13 protein-coding genes are annotated in these 15,929 nt (G+C 34.2%); 7 read left to right on the top strand and 6 right to left on the bottom strand.

From position 1 onward, the window contains the following. The first annotated feature begins 11 nt into the window (after window positions 1-11). The 4 genes from HM982_RS14370 (at window position 12) to HM982_RS14355 (ending at window position 4,953) form a co-directional block, all read left to right on the top strand. A complete protein-coding gene (locus HM982_RS14370) occupies window positions 12-1,562 on the top strand; it encodes an SDR family NAD(P)-dependent oxidoreductase (protein ID WP_179353940.1) in 1,551 nt (516 codons plus the stop codon). Window positions 1,563-1,791: 229 nt separating this feature from the next. Next, on the top strand, window positions 1,792-2,910 hold the full coding sequence (locus HM982_RS14365) for a DEAD/DEAH box helicase (protein WP_179353939.1): 1,119 nt from the start codon (window positions 1,792-1,794) through the stop codon (window positions 2,908-2,910). Window positions 2,911-3,000: 90 nt separating this feature from the next. After that, a complete protein-coding gene (lpxD, locus tag HM982_RS14360; RefSeq protein WP_179353938.1) occupies window positions 3,001-3,990 on the top strand; it encodes a UDP-3-O-(3-hydroxymyristoyl)glucosamine N-acyltransferase in 990 nt (329 codons plus the stop codon). 210 nt (window positions 3,991-4,200) lie between these two features. After that, entirely contained in the window at window positions 4,201-4,953 is a 753-nt protein-coding gene (locus tag HM982_RS14355) for a porin family protein (RefSeq protein ID WP_179353937.1), read from the top strand. Between the two features lie 22 nt (window positions 4,954-4,975). Here the strand turns inward: HM982_RS14355 and HM982_RS14350 are convergent, their stop codons facing one another. Continuing rightward, window positions 4,976-5,239, bottom strand: a complete 264-nt coding sequence (locus tag HM982_RS14350) for a hypothetical protein (protein ID WP_179353936.1) — start codon at window positions 5,237-5,239, stop codon at window positions 4,976-4,978. A gap of 257 nt (window positions 5,240-5,496) precedes the next feature. Next, entirely contained in the window at window positions 5,497-6,885 is a 1,389-nt protein-coding gene (locus HM982_RS14345) for an NAD-dependent succinate-semialdehyde dehydrogenase (RefSeq protein ID WP_179353935.1), read from the bottom strand. A gap of 230 nt (window positions 6,886-7,115) precedes the next feature. Between HM982_RS14345 and HM982_RS14340 the strand changes: the two genes are divergently transcribed. The 3 genes from HM982_RS14340 (at window position 7,116) to HM982_RS14330 (ending at window position 9,936) form a co-directional block, all read left to right on the top strand. Then, window positions 7,116-7,622 carry a peroxiredoxin-like family protein gene (locus HM982_RS14340; RefSeq protein WP_179353934.1) on the top strand — a complete coding sequence of 169 codons (507 nt, stop codon included), beginning with the start codon at window positions 7,116-7,118 and terminating at the stop codon, window positions 7,620-7,622. A 68-nt stretch (window positions 7,623-7,690) separates the two neighbouring features. Continuing rightward, window positions 7,691-8,575 carry a YihY/virulence factor BrkB family protein gene (locus HM982_RS14335; protein WP_179353933.1) on the top strand — a complete coding sequence of 295 codons (885 nt, stop codon included), beginning with the start codon at window positions 7,691-7,693 and terminating at the stop codon, window positions 8,573-8,575. A gap of 170 nt (window positions 8,576-8,745) precedes the next feature. Next, complete coding sequence (locus HM982_RS14330) at window positions 8,746-9,936, top strand: CynX/NimT family MFS transporter (RefSeq protein ID WP_246296832.1); 1,191 nt, start codon at window positions 8,746-8,748, stop codon at window positions 9,934-9,936. A gap of 278 nt (window positions 9,937-10,214) precedes the next feature. Here the strand turns inward: HM982_RS14330 and HM982_RS14325 are convergent, their stop codons facing one another. The 4 genes from HM982_RS14325 to HM982_RS14310 form a co-directional block, all read right to left on the bottom strand. Then, the gene (locus HM982_RS14325) at window positions 10,215-10,787 is read right to left on the bottom strand and encodes a hypothetical protein (protein ID WP_179353932.1); all 573 of its coding nucleotides are present in this window, start codon (window positions 10,785-10,787) and stop codon (window positions 10,215-10,217) included. A 44-nt stretch (window positions 10,788-10,831) separates the two neighbouring features. Then, complete coding sequence (locus HM982_RS14320; RefSeq protein ID WP_179353931.1) at window positions 10,832-11,287, bottom strand: hypothetical protein; 456 nt, start codon at window positions 11,285-11,287, stop codon at window positions 10,832-10,834. A 209-nt stretch (window positions 11,288-11,496) separates the two neighbouring features. After that, window positions 11,497-13,392: an ATP-dependent helicase gene (locus HM982_RS14315; protein WP_179353930.1), complete on the bottom strand. Its 1,896-nt coding sequence runs from the start codon at window positions 13,390-13,392 to the stop codon at window positions 11,497-11,499. Beyond that, window positions 13,380-15,461, bottom strand: coding sequence for an AAA family ATPase (locus HM982_RS14310; protein ID WP_179353929.1), 2,082 nt, complete (start codon window positions 15,459-15,461; stop codon window positions 13,380-13,382). Before HM982_RS14310 ends, HM982_RS14315 begins: the two co-directional genes overlap by 13 nt. Window positions 15,462-15,929: the final 468 nt, after the last annotated feature.

Below are 15,929 nucleotides of genomic sequence, written 5' to 3'. Positions count from 1 at the left end.
TACAAGTACTTATGAGCAACGACACAAACAAAGCATCTAAAGACATTTCTTCTGAAGAGATTGAGAACTGCATTTCTATTTTAGAACGTTTAGTTGCTGATACCGATCAAATTTTTGAGATTCCCAAGGCGCAACGTACCGCTTTAATTAAAGCTTCTGGCCAATTATCTCGTCCTAGTCGCGAAGAGTTTTCACGACGTAAAAAAGACGCCAAAAAAGCGGCCAAACGAAAGCAGGCTGCAAGAGATAAAAACGCCAGAAAAGAAACCGGTATCCGAAGTGCTAGAGAAGCTCATGTCTTTGTAGCACCTAAATTATTGGCCGAAGCCGACTTAAAAGCTAAAGAGCAACAGGAGCTAGAATCACCAAGAAACTGCTACGTTTGTAAAACCTTATTTACCAAACTGCACCATTTCTATGATACCATGTGTGAAGAATGTGGCGATTTTAACTATGCGAAACGGTTTCAAACAGCCGATGTAAAAGGCCAAGTGGCCGTAATTACAGGCTCAAGATTAAAAATTGGCTACCATATTACACTTATGCTATTGCGTGGTGGGGCTACGGTGATTGCAACCACACGTTTTCCTGTAGATTCGGCTTTGCGTTTTTCTCAAGAAGAAGACTTTACAGAATGGGGACATCGACTAAAAATCCATGGACTCGATTTAAGACATATCCCAAGTGTAGAAATCTTCTGTAACTTTATAGAACAACGCTATGAGAACCTTGACATCCTAATTAATAATGCAGCACAAACCGTAAGACGTCCTGCAGGTTTCTACAGCCATTTAATGCCTAATGAAGAACGACCAATTGAGGAATTACCAAAATATGCTCGCGATTTATTAAATGATCACGCCGAATGTTTGGTAGAGTTACAACAGTTAACGTCTGGGGCATCTCCTAATAAAAATATGCCAGTGACTTGGCATGGACCAGAACCTGGTATCGGTTTAAGAGCCTCTGCTAAATTATCGCAAATTCCTTATAGTTTCGATAATACTTTGGTGGCTCAAGAGGTTTTTCCAGAAGGCAAATTAGATGCTGATTTACAACAAGTCGATTTAAGAAAAACCAACAGCTGGCGACTAAAACTCGGTGAAATTGAAACCACCGAAATGATTGAAGTACAATTGGTAAACTCCGTAGCGCCTTTTGTTTTGTGTAACCGACTAGCTGAAGTAATGAAGAAGGAGAGCACAGGTAAAAAACACATTATCAATGTGTCAGCTATGGAAGGGAAGTTTCATTCCTTCTTTAAAGAAGACCGTCATCCCCATACCAACATGGCAAAAGCCGCCTTAAATATGTTAACGCATACGGCTGCAGGTAGTTTAGCCAAAGAAGGCATTTATATGAATGCTGTAGACACCGGTTGGGTGACTGATGAAGATCCTGCTGAACTTGCCAAACGCAAACAAGAATTACACGACTTTCAACCTCCATTAGATATTGTGGATGGTGCAGCACGTGTAATGGATCCGTTGTTTGATGGCATAAACACCGGGAAACACTGGTCGGGTAAATTCTTAAAAGATTACCGTCCTATTAGCTGGTAGTTCTAGCTAAAAACAAGACCAACATTAACAATATTACTATAGCTTATATCGGAAATATAAACGTCAGTTCGAGTGATTTTGAAGGATGAAAAATCGTATCGAGAACAATATGGTTATTAATAATTCTTATTCTCGATACAAATTTCACTCATTTTCAATCGTAAAATTTACTCGAATTGATGAATTTCATTGAAATAACAAATTACCTTTGCACTATAATTCAATTATTATGACAACATTTTCAGAACTCGGCGTTCACAAATCTTACATAAAGGGCTTAAAAGAACTTAATATTGTAAACCCAACCGAAATACAAGAAACAGTTATTCCTATCTTATTAGATTCTAAAACCGATTTAATAGGACTGGCACAAACCGGAACTGGTAAAACAGCAGCGTTTGGGTTGCCCGTTTTACACGCTATAAATCCTAACAATTCTGATATACAAGCGTTAATCATTGCGCCAACACGCGAATTGGTACAGCAAATACAAAAGCAATTGTTCCGATTTACAAAATACGTAGATCAGAAGATTTTTGCTGAAGGCGTATATGGTGGCGAAAAAATAGACAAGCAAATTAAAAACCTCTCTAGAACAACGCATATCATTGTGGCAACTCCCGGACGTTTACTCGATTTGGTAGAGCGTGGTACTATTGATATTTCAAAAGTAAAAACTCTAGTTCTAGATGAAGCTGACGAAATGCTAAGTATGGGCTTTAAAGAAGACCTAAATAAAATACTAAAATTCAACACTTCCAAAAGACAAACCTGGTTGTTTTCGGCAACTATGCCCGAGGAAATCAAAAGCATCATAAAGAATTACATGTCTAAAGATGCGGTTAGAGTAGAGGTGAACAAAAATGCTTTGGTTAACGAAAATATATCACACCATTATATCCAAACGAGCATTAAAGACAAAGTGAATATGATTATCCGAATCTTGGATAAGCGCCCAGAAGAACGCGGTATCATTTTTTGTAGAACTAAAGCAGGCACCAAAGCCTTAGCAGAACAATTACAAAAAGAAGGTTTTGCTGTTGGTGCTTTAGAAGGCGATATGCAACAAAAAGAACGCGATAAAGTAATGCGAGCGTTCAAAAATGAAAGCTTACAGGTCTTAATCTCTACAGATGTTTCTGCTAGAGGTATCGATGTTAATAATTTAGCCTTTGTCTTACATCATCAATTACCAGAACATTTAGATTACTACACGCACCGAAGCGGAAGAACAGCAAGAGCAGGGAAAACAGGCCAATCTATTGCCTTAATTATTCCTGGTGAAATGCAAAAAGTCCTAGAGACTCAAAAGGCGTTAGGCATTGTGTTTAGAGAAATCACCATGTAAATGGTAAGAATTCTTCAAACCTCATAGCAAGGCCTTTTCATATTTTAATACTATCTTGTGTTTTTATTAATTAACACCTAATTTTTACCAATGAAATCATTTTCAATAGAAGATATTAACGCCATTATTAACGGCACCATTATAGGCACAACTACAAATCAAATAACAGGCTTAGAACAAATTCAGAAAGCGACTGAAAATCAGGCGACCTTTATTGGGAGTCGAAAATTTGCGAAACTATGGAACGACTCTAAAGCCAGTTTAGCAATTGTAAATGATACTATTGATATTGAACCTGGTGACAACCGTGTGTTGATTAAAGTAAAGAATGCCGATTTAGCAATGGCTAAATTATTAGAGGCTTTTACACCTGAAGCACCGCATTTTGAAACGGCTATTCATCCGGCTGCTACCATTGATAAATCTGTTACTATAGGCGAAGGCTGTCGTGTTGGTGCGGGATCCTATATCGGTAAAAATGTGGTTTTAGGAGATCATGTTACAATTTATCCTAACGTCACCATTTTAGATGATACAACTATAGGAGCGCATACGACTATTTGGTCGGGCACTATCATTAGAGAACGTACTGAAGTCGGTAGCGGGTGTATTTTTCATAATAATGTAAGTATTGGCGCTGATGGCTTTGGATACCGCCCAAGTGATGACGGTAGAGGCTTAGTTAAGATTGCACACATTGGTAATGTAGTTATTGGAAATGGAGTAGAAATAGGGGCCAATTCTTGTGTGGATCGTGGTAAATTTAGTTCTACCATTATAGGTGATGGCTGTAAGATTGATAATCTGGTTCAAATAGCACATAACTGTGTGCTTGGCCGTTCTTGTATTATGGCTGGAAGCTCTGGCTTAGCAGGCTCAGTAACTCTAGGCGATGGTGTGGTTATTGGTGGTTCGGCGTCTATAAAAGATCATACAACCATTCATTCTGGTGCTACAGTAGGTGCAGGCTCTGGTGTTATGGGTGATGTTGCTGCCGGAAAAACAGTTTTAGGTTACCCAGCAGTTGACTCTAGAGAGATGTTAAAACAATGGGTGGCACTTCGTAAATTAGCACGCTAGTATATTGCTTATGCTTTTATAAAAAGTAAGAATATAGTTTCAATATAAAGGAGTTTAAAAAAGCTTTCATTTCGGTTAAACTTAGTTTGTTTTAAGTTAAATTGAAATAAAGCTTTTTGTATTTTAGATAAAGCTTAAGTATGCATATTATTATAACTATAAGTAGTGGAATATTAGGCTTACTTAAATAACAATGATACTTCAATTCTTATGAAACATAGATTACTTTCCCTAGTCACCGTCTTTTCAATCGCATTTTTTATTCATACCACACCAAGCAATGCTCAAGCCTTTATTGATGTAGAAACAGGCGCTTTATTTCCAGGTTATAATGATGTAAGGATACCTGGAGATGCGGGTACTTTGGTCTCATTAACTTCCGATTTAGATGTGAATTCTAGTGTCTTTTACAGAATTAGAGCAGGCTATACCATCAATTCTAAACATACCATTTCAGTGTTGTACGCGCCTTTAACGGTGAAACCATCAGGTTCGGTTAATTTTCCTATTGCGTTTGAAGGCGAATTATTTCCTGCAAACACATTACTCGATGCATCCTATAAATTCAACTCTTACCGTATAACGTACCGTTATGATTTTGTAAGAAACCCTAAGTTTCAATTTGGATTAGGATTAACAGGTAAAATTAGAGATGCTGAAATCGAACTCGTCAGTGATAACTTAAGCGCTAAAAAAGAGAATGTGGGCTTTGTACCGCTGATTAACTTTCGACTTCATTGGGCCTTTCATGAAAAAATCGGTCTGCTTTTTCAAGGTGATGCCTTAGCCGCAAAGCAAGGCAGAGCAGAAGATGTTATGTTAGCGGGGACCTACAAATTTTCTGACCAAGCCGTAATGCGTTTAGGCTACAGAATCTTAGAAGGTGGTGCCGATAATGATGAAGTTTATAACTTCTCCTTATTCCATTATGCCACTTTAGGTGTGTCTTATACGTTTAAATAATAATTGAAACGTCAAGTAGTGTTTAAGCTGATTTCTGTTCTACATTTTGCTTTAAATGTAATAATCCAGCAACCATACCATCTAACTCGTGTTCTAAAAACGTCGCATTTCTTTTACTAAAGCCTTTAATTGTATTACTATAGAGTTCTATACCTCCATGGGTTATACAAACACTGTAAGTGTCTTTTTCTGCATCCAAATGCACTGACGTTCTGTAATCGCTTGAGACTAATAACCAGTAACATAAACTATTAACCTGGTTAAACAAAGAGAATTTTGTTTCCATAATATTTAGATTTAATAGATAGAGGGACATCTGATTTACAAAGTTAAAACCTTTGTGATTGGGGGTCTAATTTGTAAGTTGTACGTCTATCTTTTATCGATTATACGTTTGTAAAGGTTTATAAATCGGACCATTAGCACGCCATGACGTGTTGTTATCTAAAGAATACCTTTTTAATCATTTTAATTATAATAGCGCAACTTATAACAGGCATTATTTAGGGCTGTTATAAGTTGCGCTGTGTTTATAGGATACCATTAGCCAATCATAATGGCTTTTGCATTAACAAATTCTTTCATTCCAAAACCACCGTGTTCTCTTCCAAATCCTGAATCTTTAACACCACCAAACGGCATATTAGGTTCGGCTAATCCAAATTTATTAATAAACACCATTCCGGTATCAAATTGTGTTTCAGCTAGTTCAATGGCATGTTGTTCGTTTGTAGAGAAGATACCACCACCAAGTCCAAATCGGCTATCATTTGCAATCGCCATAGCCTCGCTTTCATCTTTGGCTTTAATCAGTGCTGCTACAGGTCCAAAAAGCTCATCATCGTAAGCCGGTTGGCCTTTGGTTACCGATTCTAACACCGTTGCCGGATAATAGAAACCTTCGCCTTCAGGAATCTGACCACCGCACAATATCTTTGCGCCATGTGCAACGCTTTTTTCAACTTGTTCATGTAGTGTTTCTCGCAAATCTTCCCGTGCCATTGGGCCTAATTTAGAAGCATCATCTGTAGGGTCTCCTAATTTTAGCGCTTCCATAGCTTTAACAAAGCCTGCTTTAAATGCATCGTAAACGGCATCTACCACAATAAAGCGTTTGGCAGCAATACAAGTTTCTCCATTGTTATAGATACGTCCCATAACACATTTTTTTATGGCGAGTTCTAAATCGGCATCCTCAAGCACAATATAGGCATCGTTACTCCCTAATTCTAGAACCGATTTCTTTAGGGCTTTACCTGCTTTTTCTCCTATGGCTTCACCTACAACCGGACTTCCAGTTAAGGTAATCCCTCGGACATGCTTATGAGTAATGAGTTTGTCTGACTGCTCATGATTAATAACCATAACACTAAATAATCCTTCAGGTAATCCTGCAGACTTATAAATAGATTCTAATAATTTGGCGGTACCCGTTACATTAGAGGCGTGTTTTAACAACACACTGTTTCCTGCCATCAGATTAACAATACTATAGCGAATCACTTGATAAGCCGGATAATTCCATGGTTGAATCCCATAAATAATACCGATGGGTGCATAGCTAATAATACCTTTTCCTCCATTTTGTAATTCACGTTCTTCAGGCTTTAAAACTTCAGTTGCTTTTTCTGCGGAATAATCACAAATACCAGTGCAAAGGTCAATTTCTTGATGACTTTGTTTGAGTAGTTTACCCATTTCATCGGTCATTAATTGGGCGAGTTCCGTTTTATGCTTTTGAAGTGCTTTTCCTATTGCTTTGATAATTTGGCCACGTTCATCAAACGATTTTGTTTTCCATAATAAAAAGGCTTCATGAGATGTCTTAACAGTGGTTTCAACTTGCGCATCCGTCATATACTGATAGGAGGCCAATTCATTACCGTTGGCTGGGTTAATGGTTTTAAATGTATCTTGTTGTTTCGTTTCCATAAGTTATTTTTAAGACTCCAAATTGCAATATTTCACAGAACCTCATTAACGCGAATGTGATAATTATTGACCATATAAGAAAAGGGGCGTGGTGAGACGTAAAACTTGAGCTTAGTTTTCAATACCATTAAGATTATTATTAAATGTGACAATGATTAGATGCTGATCGTTATAATTTTAAACCTTGTCAGACTTAAGAATTAAGTTGCAAAACCTTAAAAAGAATAAACATGTTAAAACCAAGAGAGAAAACACCAGAATTAACAATAGATCTTATCAATGGTACCGAGTGGCGCTTAAGCAAACAAGACCCCGAAGCCTTTACCTTAGTTATTGTTTACAGAGGTTTACACTGTCCGGTATGTAAAAAATACTTAGAAGAATTACAGGGTAAATTATCAAAATTCGATGAGTTAGGGGTCAACGTCGTAGCTATAAGCAGCGATACCAAAGCAACAGCCGAGGAAACCTATAAGGAATGGGATATTGGTGATGTGCCTTTAGGTTATGAATTTCCAATAGAAGAAGCCAGAAAATGGGGCTTATACATTTCTAAAGGAATTAAAGATGAACCGGATACCTTTATAGAACCTGGTTTATTTGTTATACGTCCTAATCAAGAATTATACTGTGCATCTATTCAAACCATGCCATTTGCAAGACCTGGTTTAGATGATATTATTAATGCCATCAAATTTGTATTATCTAAAGATTATCCGGCTAGAGGAGAGGCATAATACAAGGCGTTAAGCACTAGTTAAAAGAAGATTAAGTATATATTAGGTATAAAACAACATCGTAGTCAATGAGCGAAACACAAAAATTCAATATTAAACAATTGCCCAAATTATTGGTGGCGGCGTTCAAATCATGGTTCGGAAGCGAGCCTTTTCAGCGCAGTGCCATCGTCGCTTATTATGCGGTGTTGTCACTACCTGCTTTAGTAATTATTATTTTAAAAGTAGTCGGTAGTGTTTGGGGCGAAGATATTGTTAGAGGTGAATTATTAAGTGAAATTTCGCAGACCATCGGGCCAGATGCTGCCGACGCAATCAGAACGATGATTGTCAACCAGAGTGGAAAAAACAACTCTGTATTTGCGGCTATCATTGGTATTGGAACTTTGCTCTATGGGTCTACAGGTGTGTTCTTTCAGTTACAATCGGCATTAGATTCTATCTGGGAACAAGAACCGTCTTATAAAAATGACGTGGTTGCCACGCTGATGAGTCGTGTAAAGAGTTTTGGATTTATTCTAATTCTAGGGTTTTTACTACTAACCAGTTTTGTACTAACCTCGTTACTGAGTACATTTAGCAAACAGCTCGACCGTATTTTACCAGAAAACCTGTTCGATTATTTATTTGTTTTCGATTTCTTAATTTCGGTAGGCTTTATCTATATCCTTTTTGCTACCATGTTCAAATATTTACCGTCTGCTAAAATCTCATGGAAATCCGTACGTACAGGCGCCGCCTTAACAACCTTTATGTTCTTAATAGGGAAGTACTTGCTTGCGTGGTATTTTAATACCATGGAACCAGGCTCCACCTATGGCGCAGCAGGCTCCATAATATTAATTATGCTCTGGGTGTCTTATACCAGTCTCATTCTTTTATATGGTGCGCATTTTACAAAACAATATGCAGATAAGTATGTCAAAGGCGACTATATAACAGGAGGGGAGTAGACGCTAATAAAATGGGGACAATTGATGTTGTTTCCTTCTTTTTGCTAATCCCTGTAAATCTCCTTAGTTAAAAAAGTAACTTCTCATCTCAAACGCCTATTTTTGCTGTCTTTTTCGAAGTATTTTATTTCATTACAATGGGGCATATTGGTGTCCATTATTCAATTAGTATGGCAAAATTAGATGAAAATGGATTAAGTAAAGGCGCTCGAACATTACTACTTGTGGGTGTCTTAATGGTGTCGGTTAATTTAAGACCGGCATTATCTAGTATTGGGCCGTTAATAGACATGATTCGTTTTGATGTAAAGTTATCGGATACTTTATTAGGTTTATTAACTACTTTACCGTTGCTTGCATTTGGTGTGGTATCTACCATAACGCCTTTATTTACCAAACGTTTTGGTATCGGAAACACGATTTTAGGATCTTTAATTTTATTAGCCTTAGGTATCAGTATTCGTTCTGTTGGTGGTGTTTTTAATTTGTACTTTGGAACCATTTTATTAGGAGTCGCAATTGCCTTTGGTAATGTGTTGATTCCAGCACTAATCAAGCGAAATTTCCCTGAAAGAGCAGGATTTGTAACGAGTTTATTTTCTGGTGTATTGTCTTTAGGTGCCGCTTTTGCAGCAGGACTAAGTGTGCCATTAGCGATAGAAATGGATCTCGGTTGGCGAGGATCATTAGCTGTATGGGCCATATTGGCCGTACTCGCTATTATGTTTTGGATTCCCAGTATAAAGAATATTAAACGCACCAAACCCAGTCGCAGTTTTAAAGTGGCTATGAAAAAACTTAGTGGTTCGCTACTAGTTTGGAAATTAGCTTTTTATATGGGACTGCAATCTGCGGCATTTTATGTCACTGTAGCTTGGTTACCAGCGATATTGTTAGATCGTGGTTATGACGCATCGTACGCAGGGTGGATGCTTTCCTTATCGCAAACGACTGGAATTATAGGCGCTATTTTAGTTCCTATATGGGCAGGTTACCGAAAAGATCAGCGTTTAGTTATTGCTGTTTTAGCTATTTTGGAAATCATAGCTCTTGCTGGATTAATGTTACCTGATATTGGATTGGTTGGACTTTGGATTGGTCTTTTAGGTGTGGCGCTTGGAGGAACTTTTGGTTTGGCTTTGTTATTAATTGTTTTACGATCTGAAGATTCGGAAACTGCAGCAGAACTTTCTGGGATTGTACAATCCATTGGCTATTTTATTGCAGCCGCAGGACCATTTTTAGTGGGTGTTATTTATGATGTAACTCGTATTTGGAATTATGCTTTAGTATTATTGATTGTATTTGCTGTAGCGAAATTGATTCTTGGTTTGGATGCTGGAAGAGACCGGAAAGTATAAAAGTATTTTTATTTCTAGTGTCGTCGTCTTAAGTATACATGGTTTGATATATTATGTGATGGGATTGTGGTTTTACAAAAAGTCTATTTTACATAATATAAATTATAGTACAATCACAACAATTAGCGTAATAGCGCTTTTGGGCGATATTTGACATAATTGCAGATATAACGACACGCTAGTGTTTTATATCGTTAGTAATTATGTCAAGCTAATTGTTGTATCATTTTGTAGCGTAATAATGTTTTTGTGTGAAATTTGACATAATTTATGTCAAGCTATTTGAATCTGTTATATAAAAAATAATTGGATTCTAAATGAATATTAAGTTTGTTCAATTCTATTTCTGATAAATCCTTATCATATTCCAGTTCAGGTAATTTTAGTTTTTTTATAAACCCGATATTTTTTTCAGCATAATCAGGAATTTTAAAGTAAAGAATATTGTCTTTAATAATTTTTTTAGTTCCTAAATAAAGACGTTCTCTTTTAACTATTCCATTCATAATTGAACAAATGTAATCTGAATGTTTTTCTCTGTACACAAAGATAATTGAGTGGTCAATTATTTTTAAATATAGGCATTCAATTCCATCGCCATAATCAGAGTGATTTGATTCTGGAATATAGTTGATATTTAAATTCCCTTTAAAACTTCTCAAAAGTGCATTTCCATAATCATCTTTTTGAAACCATACAATCAAATGGTCTTTGAAAACGATATCCTTTGAGAAAATACGAGTTTCATTCTTATAAACGCCACTAAATATTAAACAATTATCGTCTTCAGAATAAGTTGTAGTAACGCCTTCTTCAAGTAGTATATTCGTAATTGTTGTTATTAAATTCAAAGTTTATTTTTTATGTTTTACAACAACAATGTCGTAGCACGTTTTTAATTAATTATGATTTCAACATGCAATTCTTGATCATCTTCAAGTTTCGGTATCAGAGCGTGATATGTCAAATTAGGGGCTTCAGCTGTTTCATTTTGATTGAAAGTTACGATTAGGTTTTCGTTTTCAGTCTCACAATTTTTAATTAACTCATAATCAATAGAAGTATTCCCATTCGCAAGTCCTTTTTTTCCAATAATCAAATCGTAAATAGAAAAATCAATCGTTGGTTGGCAACTACCTGATACAAATTCTGCAAAATCAAGTTGGTTTTTAATAATCATAAAATCTTCAGATAATTCTATATCCATTTGATATTTGGTATCCGTACAGCCGTATGCAATCTCAAGACTTGTGGTGTTTATAACCGTATCCGTACAATCATCGTCATTACTACAACCCGAAAGTAATATAAACCCTAAAAATAGCAATAAGTGTAATGGTCCTAATTTCATAATATGTGTTTTTAAGTGATACCTTATAGATGCAGGAATTCCGAAAGGGTTGCGTCAAATAACAAAAAGTCAGTGTTTTATATGACTAGTAGTTATGTCGAGCTATCGGAGTTACAATTATTATTGTATATATCTTGACCATTACGCACAATTATCGTCTTTACTACAAGCTGAAAATAATTTATTTTTCTAATTCATAGCAGAATTTTCTAAACTGGAATAACATTATCTTCTCCAAACCATTCTTTAGCCTTTGCAATTACGGCATCACTTGGAGAATTGAAATAGATAGCTAATTTTTCTTTAGACCTTGTACAACAAACATAGAATAGTTTTTGAGTTCTTTCTAGTACAGATTCAGAACCTGCAACTAAAAAGAGGTTTTTAAAATTATAATTATTCCATCCTCCATTGTCTAAAATCACTAATACATTATCAAATTCCGCTCCTTTGGTTTTATGTTGAGTTGAAAACGGAGTAAAACCTTCTAAGTAAATAAATAATTTTTGGAATTCCTTATATTTTACATTCTTAACTCTGTTAAACAAATACTCCTTATCAATTATAAACCTTTCTAATTTATCATCAATTAAACAAACACGATTTTCATTAGCTTCATTTATTACTTCTTCAATAGTTTTTTCTCCAACATTAATTAATGATTCGATACTTGCTTTTAAGGCTCTTTTGTCTTCTATTCTTCGAATGCTAAATCTATAATCTGTAGCTCTTAGAAATTCATTATAACGTTTGTTAGAATAGAGAAAAATATTGGTTTCTATTTTAAACAAATGTCTAATTAAAGCATCCCTTTTTGAACCTTTTTTATTTTCATCATCTTCACTTTGTTTCTTGTCATCAAGTAATTGGTCTTTATCTACATATATCTTTGAGAAAACTTCCCAATTTTGATTTCTGGCGTTATCATATAATTCTGGATTATCATCAATAAACCGTCGCATACTATTTGTAGGGTTTACTCCTACTAAAAAATCTAAAACTTCTCCAAAAGTCATAGCCGTGAAATCTTCATCAATTCCATTATCTTTAATGTATTTGCGAACTTGATTTTTATATTTTAATATACCATCACTATTATAGATATTCATTAAGTTTCTAATTCCAGCTTTATCTGCAATTAGATTATGAGTTAAATTAAGTTCTTTTGTGTTTTTTGAATCACTAAAATCCCAACCAAGATGTTCTTTTACTGTTTGAATATTCTCAATATCAGAGTATAAAAATCGAATATCTCCAGCCTTTAAGGTGCCATCTTCATTCATATTTGGAGCATTTTTATCATCCGATTCAGTTTGTTCTAAATCATCTGTTCTAAGTCTATTAGCCAAATCAATAACTAGTTTTGGGTTTCTTCTATTTTGTTGTTTTTTAACTTCTCGAACCTTGTCATCTTCTGCGCCTTTATATGCATCTAAATTGCCAACAGTATTATCGTAAATACATTGCATTGTATCTCCAAAAAAGCCAATGATATTTTTTTTATTACTTAGTTTAAAATGCTCTAAAAAAATCTCTATTACTAATTTGCTAGTATCTTGATATTCATCTACAAAAATGAACTTAAATCTATCTTTTAGTATGTCATTTAGTTTTGGGTATGTTTTAAATAAGTGATTAGCCAATATCAATAATTCATCGTGAGATATTATGCCGTCTTGTAAGCGTAAATACTCTTTATATTGAATTTCTTTTTCCAATACATCAAAAAAATCATTTGGAACCGTATCTACATCTGCAATTTTAATTCTAGTAATTAAATCATTGTTCGCTAAATCTATGAGACTTTGTTTTAGTTCTTTTTGAAAATGCTTTATATTATCCCATAGGAAGTCGTGAATTGTAGTAACATTTAAGTTTTTATGATTTACTCTTTCTTCAATTTCTTTCACAGCTGCATTAGTATATGTCATACAAGCAACTTTTGAAGTAGGAAAATCTTCAATGCATTTTTTAATAACTTGAACTAAAGTATATGTTTTTCCACTACCAGCTCCACCGCTCAATAAGAAGTTATTGCCATTTCCAATATGGCTCATAATCTGTTGAAATTCATCGAGCACTTCTTCTTCTACTACTTCAACCATAATAATCCTTCTTTAATGTATAGAGGCATTTCCCAATTAGTAAATTCTTCGTCTGTATGGAATAAAATATCTAACGCAAAATGTGTTTTCTTTCTAACACATTCTTCTGCTAATTTATAAGAATCATTAGCTCCAACATCAAAAAAATCTCTATTCTTTAACCCTCTAAAATCATCTTTTTTAAGTGTAATAAATTCTCTATTAATTTGAATAAATGCATCTTCAAAGCTTCTCGCTGTAATATCATTTTCTTCTGTTTGATAAACAACACAAAGATTACCGTTGCTATCGGATTGCCAGGTTTCTTCATTTTTGGAAATTTTTTTATCATCAATCGTAAATCCTTTCAACTGATTTAGAGTAGCACTATTAAAAAATAGTTTTAGCGCATCATTAGAGTAGTTAGTTCCTACAGCAACTCTACATTTTTTTGTGTCATCACCAATTGTATCTAAATCAGTTATTATTAAAGATTTAACACCTATGAATTCAATGAATTTCTCAAAAATTTGTGAATATGCTCCAACCTCAATTATAGATATATTTTGAGAAGATAAAGGAAGTTTCGGGTCTTTCTGTGCCAAAGCTATAAAACGTCTTTCTTCCTCCTTATCTAGTTTTTTCATTAATGTAGGAATCAAAATTCTTTCTGTATCTCCTTCAATTAAAATAGCTTTGTCAGCGAAAAATATTTCAGCTCTGCTTATTGTTAAATACTGTTTCAAAAATTGATACTGTGGTGAATCAGTTTCGTACTCTTTTTTAAGGTCAATTAGGTTTTTGGCAATTACATTATTTTCATCTTCTTTTTTAAGATACTTTACATCATCAAAATTACTTTCAGAAACTATGTGTGAGGAATGAGTTGTTATTACTGTTTGCAGTTTTCTATTATCACCATCTTCTCTAACTATTCCTTGGTCAAGTAAAGATTTAATGTTTTTAATAAAAACATACTGCATTTGAGGATGTGTATGCGCTTCAGGCTCTTCAATAAATAACAAATTTATATCGGCAGGTCTTTCATCTTTACTCTTTTTGAATTCTTGTCTTAATATTTCAATTTGAAATATCATGCTAATCAAGTTCATATAACCCAAGCCATTATTATATTCAGGTAAAGTTGTGTCATTATGCTTGTACATAACTGTTGTATTTCCTGATAATAATTCTCTATGTTGTAAAGAAGATTCTATTTTAATGGTGGAATCATCACTTTTTATACCTCCAAATTTTCGAACTTTTTCAACAACATCTTCGAATAAAGTTTCATAAATTTCTGATAGCGTATAATCTGTTGATATTAGTTTGTCTTTAAATTGCTCTATTTTTTCGTTTTGCTCATCTGTTTTTTCTGTTGCATTATAAATTTCTGAAGTTTGACCTGATAGAGTTTTGTCATTCTCCTTATTTGTAACACTTCTTTTAGCACTAATGAATTTAAAACTTATAATATCTTTAGTTGATATTTTTTCAACATCTAAATCAATGAAGTTGTCTTCATTTTCAATTTCATCTACTCTATTGAATTCTATAGATTTTCGACTAGATTTAAAGAACTCCCCTTGATATACTTTTAAAAAATAAAATATATCTTTCTGTCTATAGTTTACTTCCTCAGCAAGTTTTACAACTTCTTTAGCTTGAAATTCAGTATACTTTTGTTTGATTCTCTCCAATGAATCGTATGTTAAATGATATTCAAAACCTAAAACAATAAACTTGTTTTCAGGGTCTAAGTCCATCATAACTCTGCTAAGGTTAGCTAAGTTGTCATCTTCATTATATTCTATAAAAAGCTTAAGCTTAATACCGACTGATTTATAATTCTCTTGGTTTGGAATATCTCCTTCAATTAAGGTTCTTAATTCATTTTTAAAATCAATATTAAAATCATCAAATTTAAACTTGCTTTTATCAGGACCATTCAGAAAATTATCAATTACAGTTAGTAATGAGGTTTTACCTGTATTGTTTTTTCCAATCACTAAAGACATTATTTCCTCTAAATCAATTGAAAACTGTTTTAAAAGTCTATAATTTTCAATTTTAATCTTTTTGATTTTCATAAATAAATAATTGTGTCTTATTATGATATTAGCTATAAGACGATGTTAAACTAGAGGTAATGTTTAGGAAAAGTTAATAACTCAAAAACTCTATCTCAAAGATATAAAATTTTAACAAGTAAAGGTTTACGGTATTCCGTAATGATTTGATTATTAATGAGAATATTACCATTTAATTCACATTCCACTACGCTCCTATCGTCGCTTCGTAAAAAGCGTGTTCCTTAAAATAGAAACCTTGTGAATAAAGCTCAAGTTACATTACGCAGAATATTATAGGACAATCACAACAATTAGCCTAATAGCGCTTTTCTTAACAGCAACAACAACCATTATTATGTAAAATAGAACTACCTCACCAAAACACACCTCACACCAGTAATAACAAGCGCTCAACCCCAATTCACTACCATACCAAATATAAGGTTCACCCGTAGCTAACCCGTGTCTTAGCCATACCATAGCCAT

The sequence above is a fragment of the Winogradskyella vidalii genome, assembly GCF_013403955.1.
GTDB lineage: Bacteria > Bacteroidota > Bacteroidia > Flavobacteriales > Flavobacteriaceae > Winogradskyella > Winogradskyella vidalii.
The sequence above is the reverse complement of the archived record's forward strand: the minus strand, read 5'-3'. Positions and strand labels throughout refer to the sequence as shown.

Bases quoted from the DNA above. Each gene is read 5' to 3' on its own strand.
- HM982_RS14370 (WP_179353940.1), top strand. From the start codon at position 12: ATGAGCAACGACACAAACAAAGCATCTAAAGACATTTCTTCTGAAGAG.
- HM982_RS14365 (WP_179353939.1), top strand. From the start codon at position 1,792: ATGACAACATTTTCAGAACTCGGCGTTCACAAATCTTACATAAAGGGC.
- lpxD (WP_179353938.1), top strand. From the start codon at position 3,001: ATGAAATCATTTTCAATAGAAGATATTAACGCCATTATTAACGGCACC.
- HM982_RS14355 (WP_179353937.1), top strand. From the start codon at position 4,201: ATGAAACATAGATTACTTTCCCTAGTCACCGTCTTTTCAATCGCATTT.
- HM982_RS14350 (WP_179353936.1), bottom strand. From the start codon at position 5,239: ATGGAAACAAAATTCTCTTTGTTTAACCAGGTTAATAGTTTATGTTAC.
- HM982_RS14345 (WP_179353935.1), bottom strand. From the start codon at position 6,885: ATGGAAACGAAACAACAAGATACATTTAAAACCATTAACCCAGCCAAC.
- HM982_RS14340 (WP_179353934.1), top strand. From the start codon at position 7,116: ATGTTAAAACCAAGAGAGAAAACACCAGAATTAACAATAGATCTTATC.
- HM982_RS14335 (WP_179353933.1), top strand. From the start codon at position 7,691: ATGAGCGAAACACAAAAATTCAATATTAAACAATTGCCCAAATTATTG.
- HM982_RS14330 (WP_246296832.1), top strand. From the start codon at position 8,746: ATGGCAAAATTAGATGAAAATGGATTAAGTAAAGGCGCTCGAACATTA.
- HM982_RS14320 (WP_179353931.1), bottom strand. From the start codon at position 11,287: ATGAAATTAGGACCATTACACTTATTGCTATTTTTAGGGTTTATATTA.
- HM982_RS14315 (WP_179353930.1), bottom strand. From the start codon at position 13,392: ATGGTTGAAGTAGTAGAAGAAGAAGTGCTCGATGAATTTCAACAGATT.
- HM982_RS14310 (WP_179353929.1), bottom strand. From the start codon at position 15,461: ATGAAAATCAAAAAGATTAAAATTGAAAATTATAGACTTTTAAAACAG.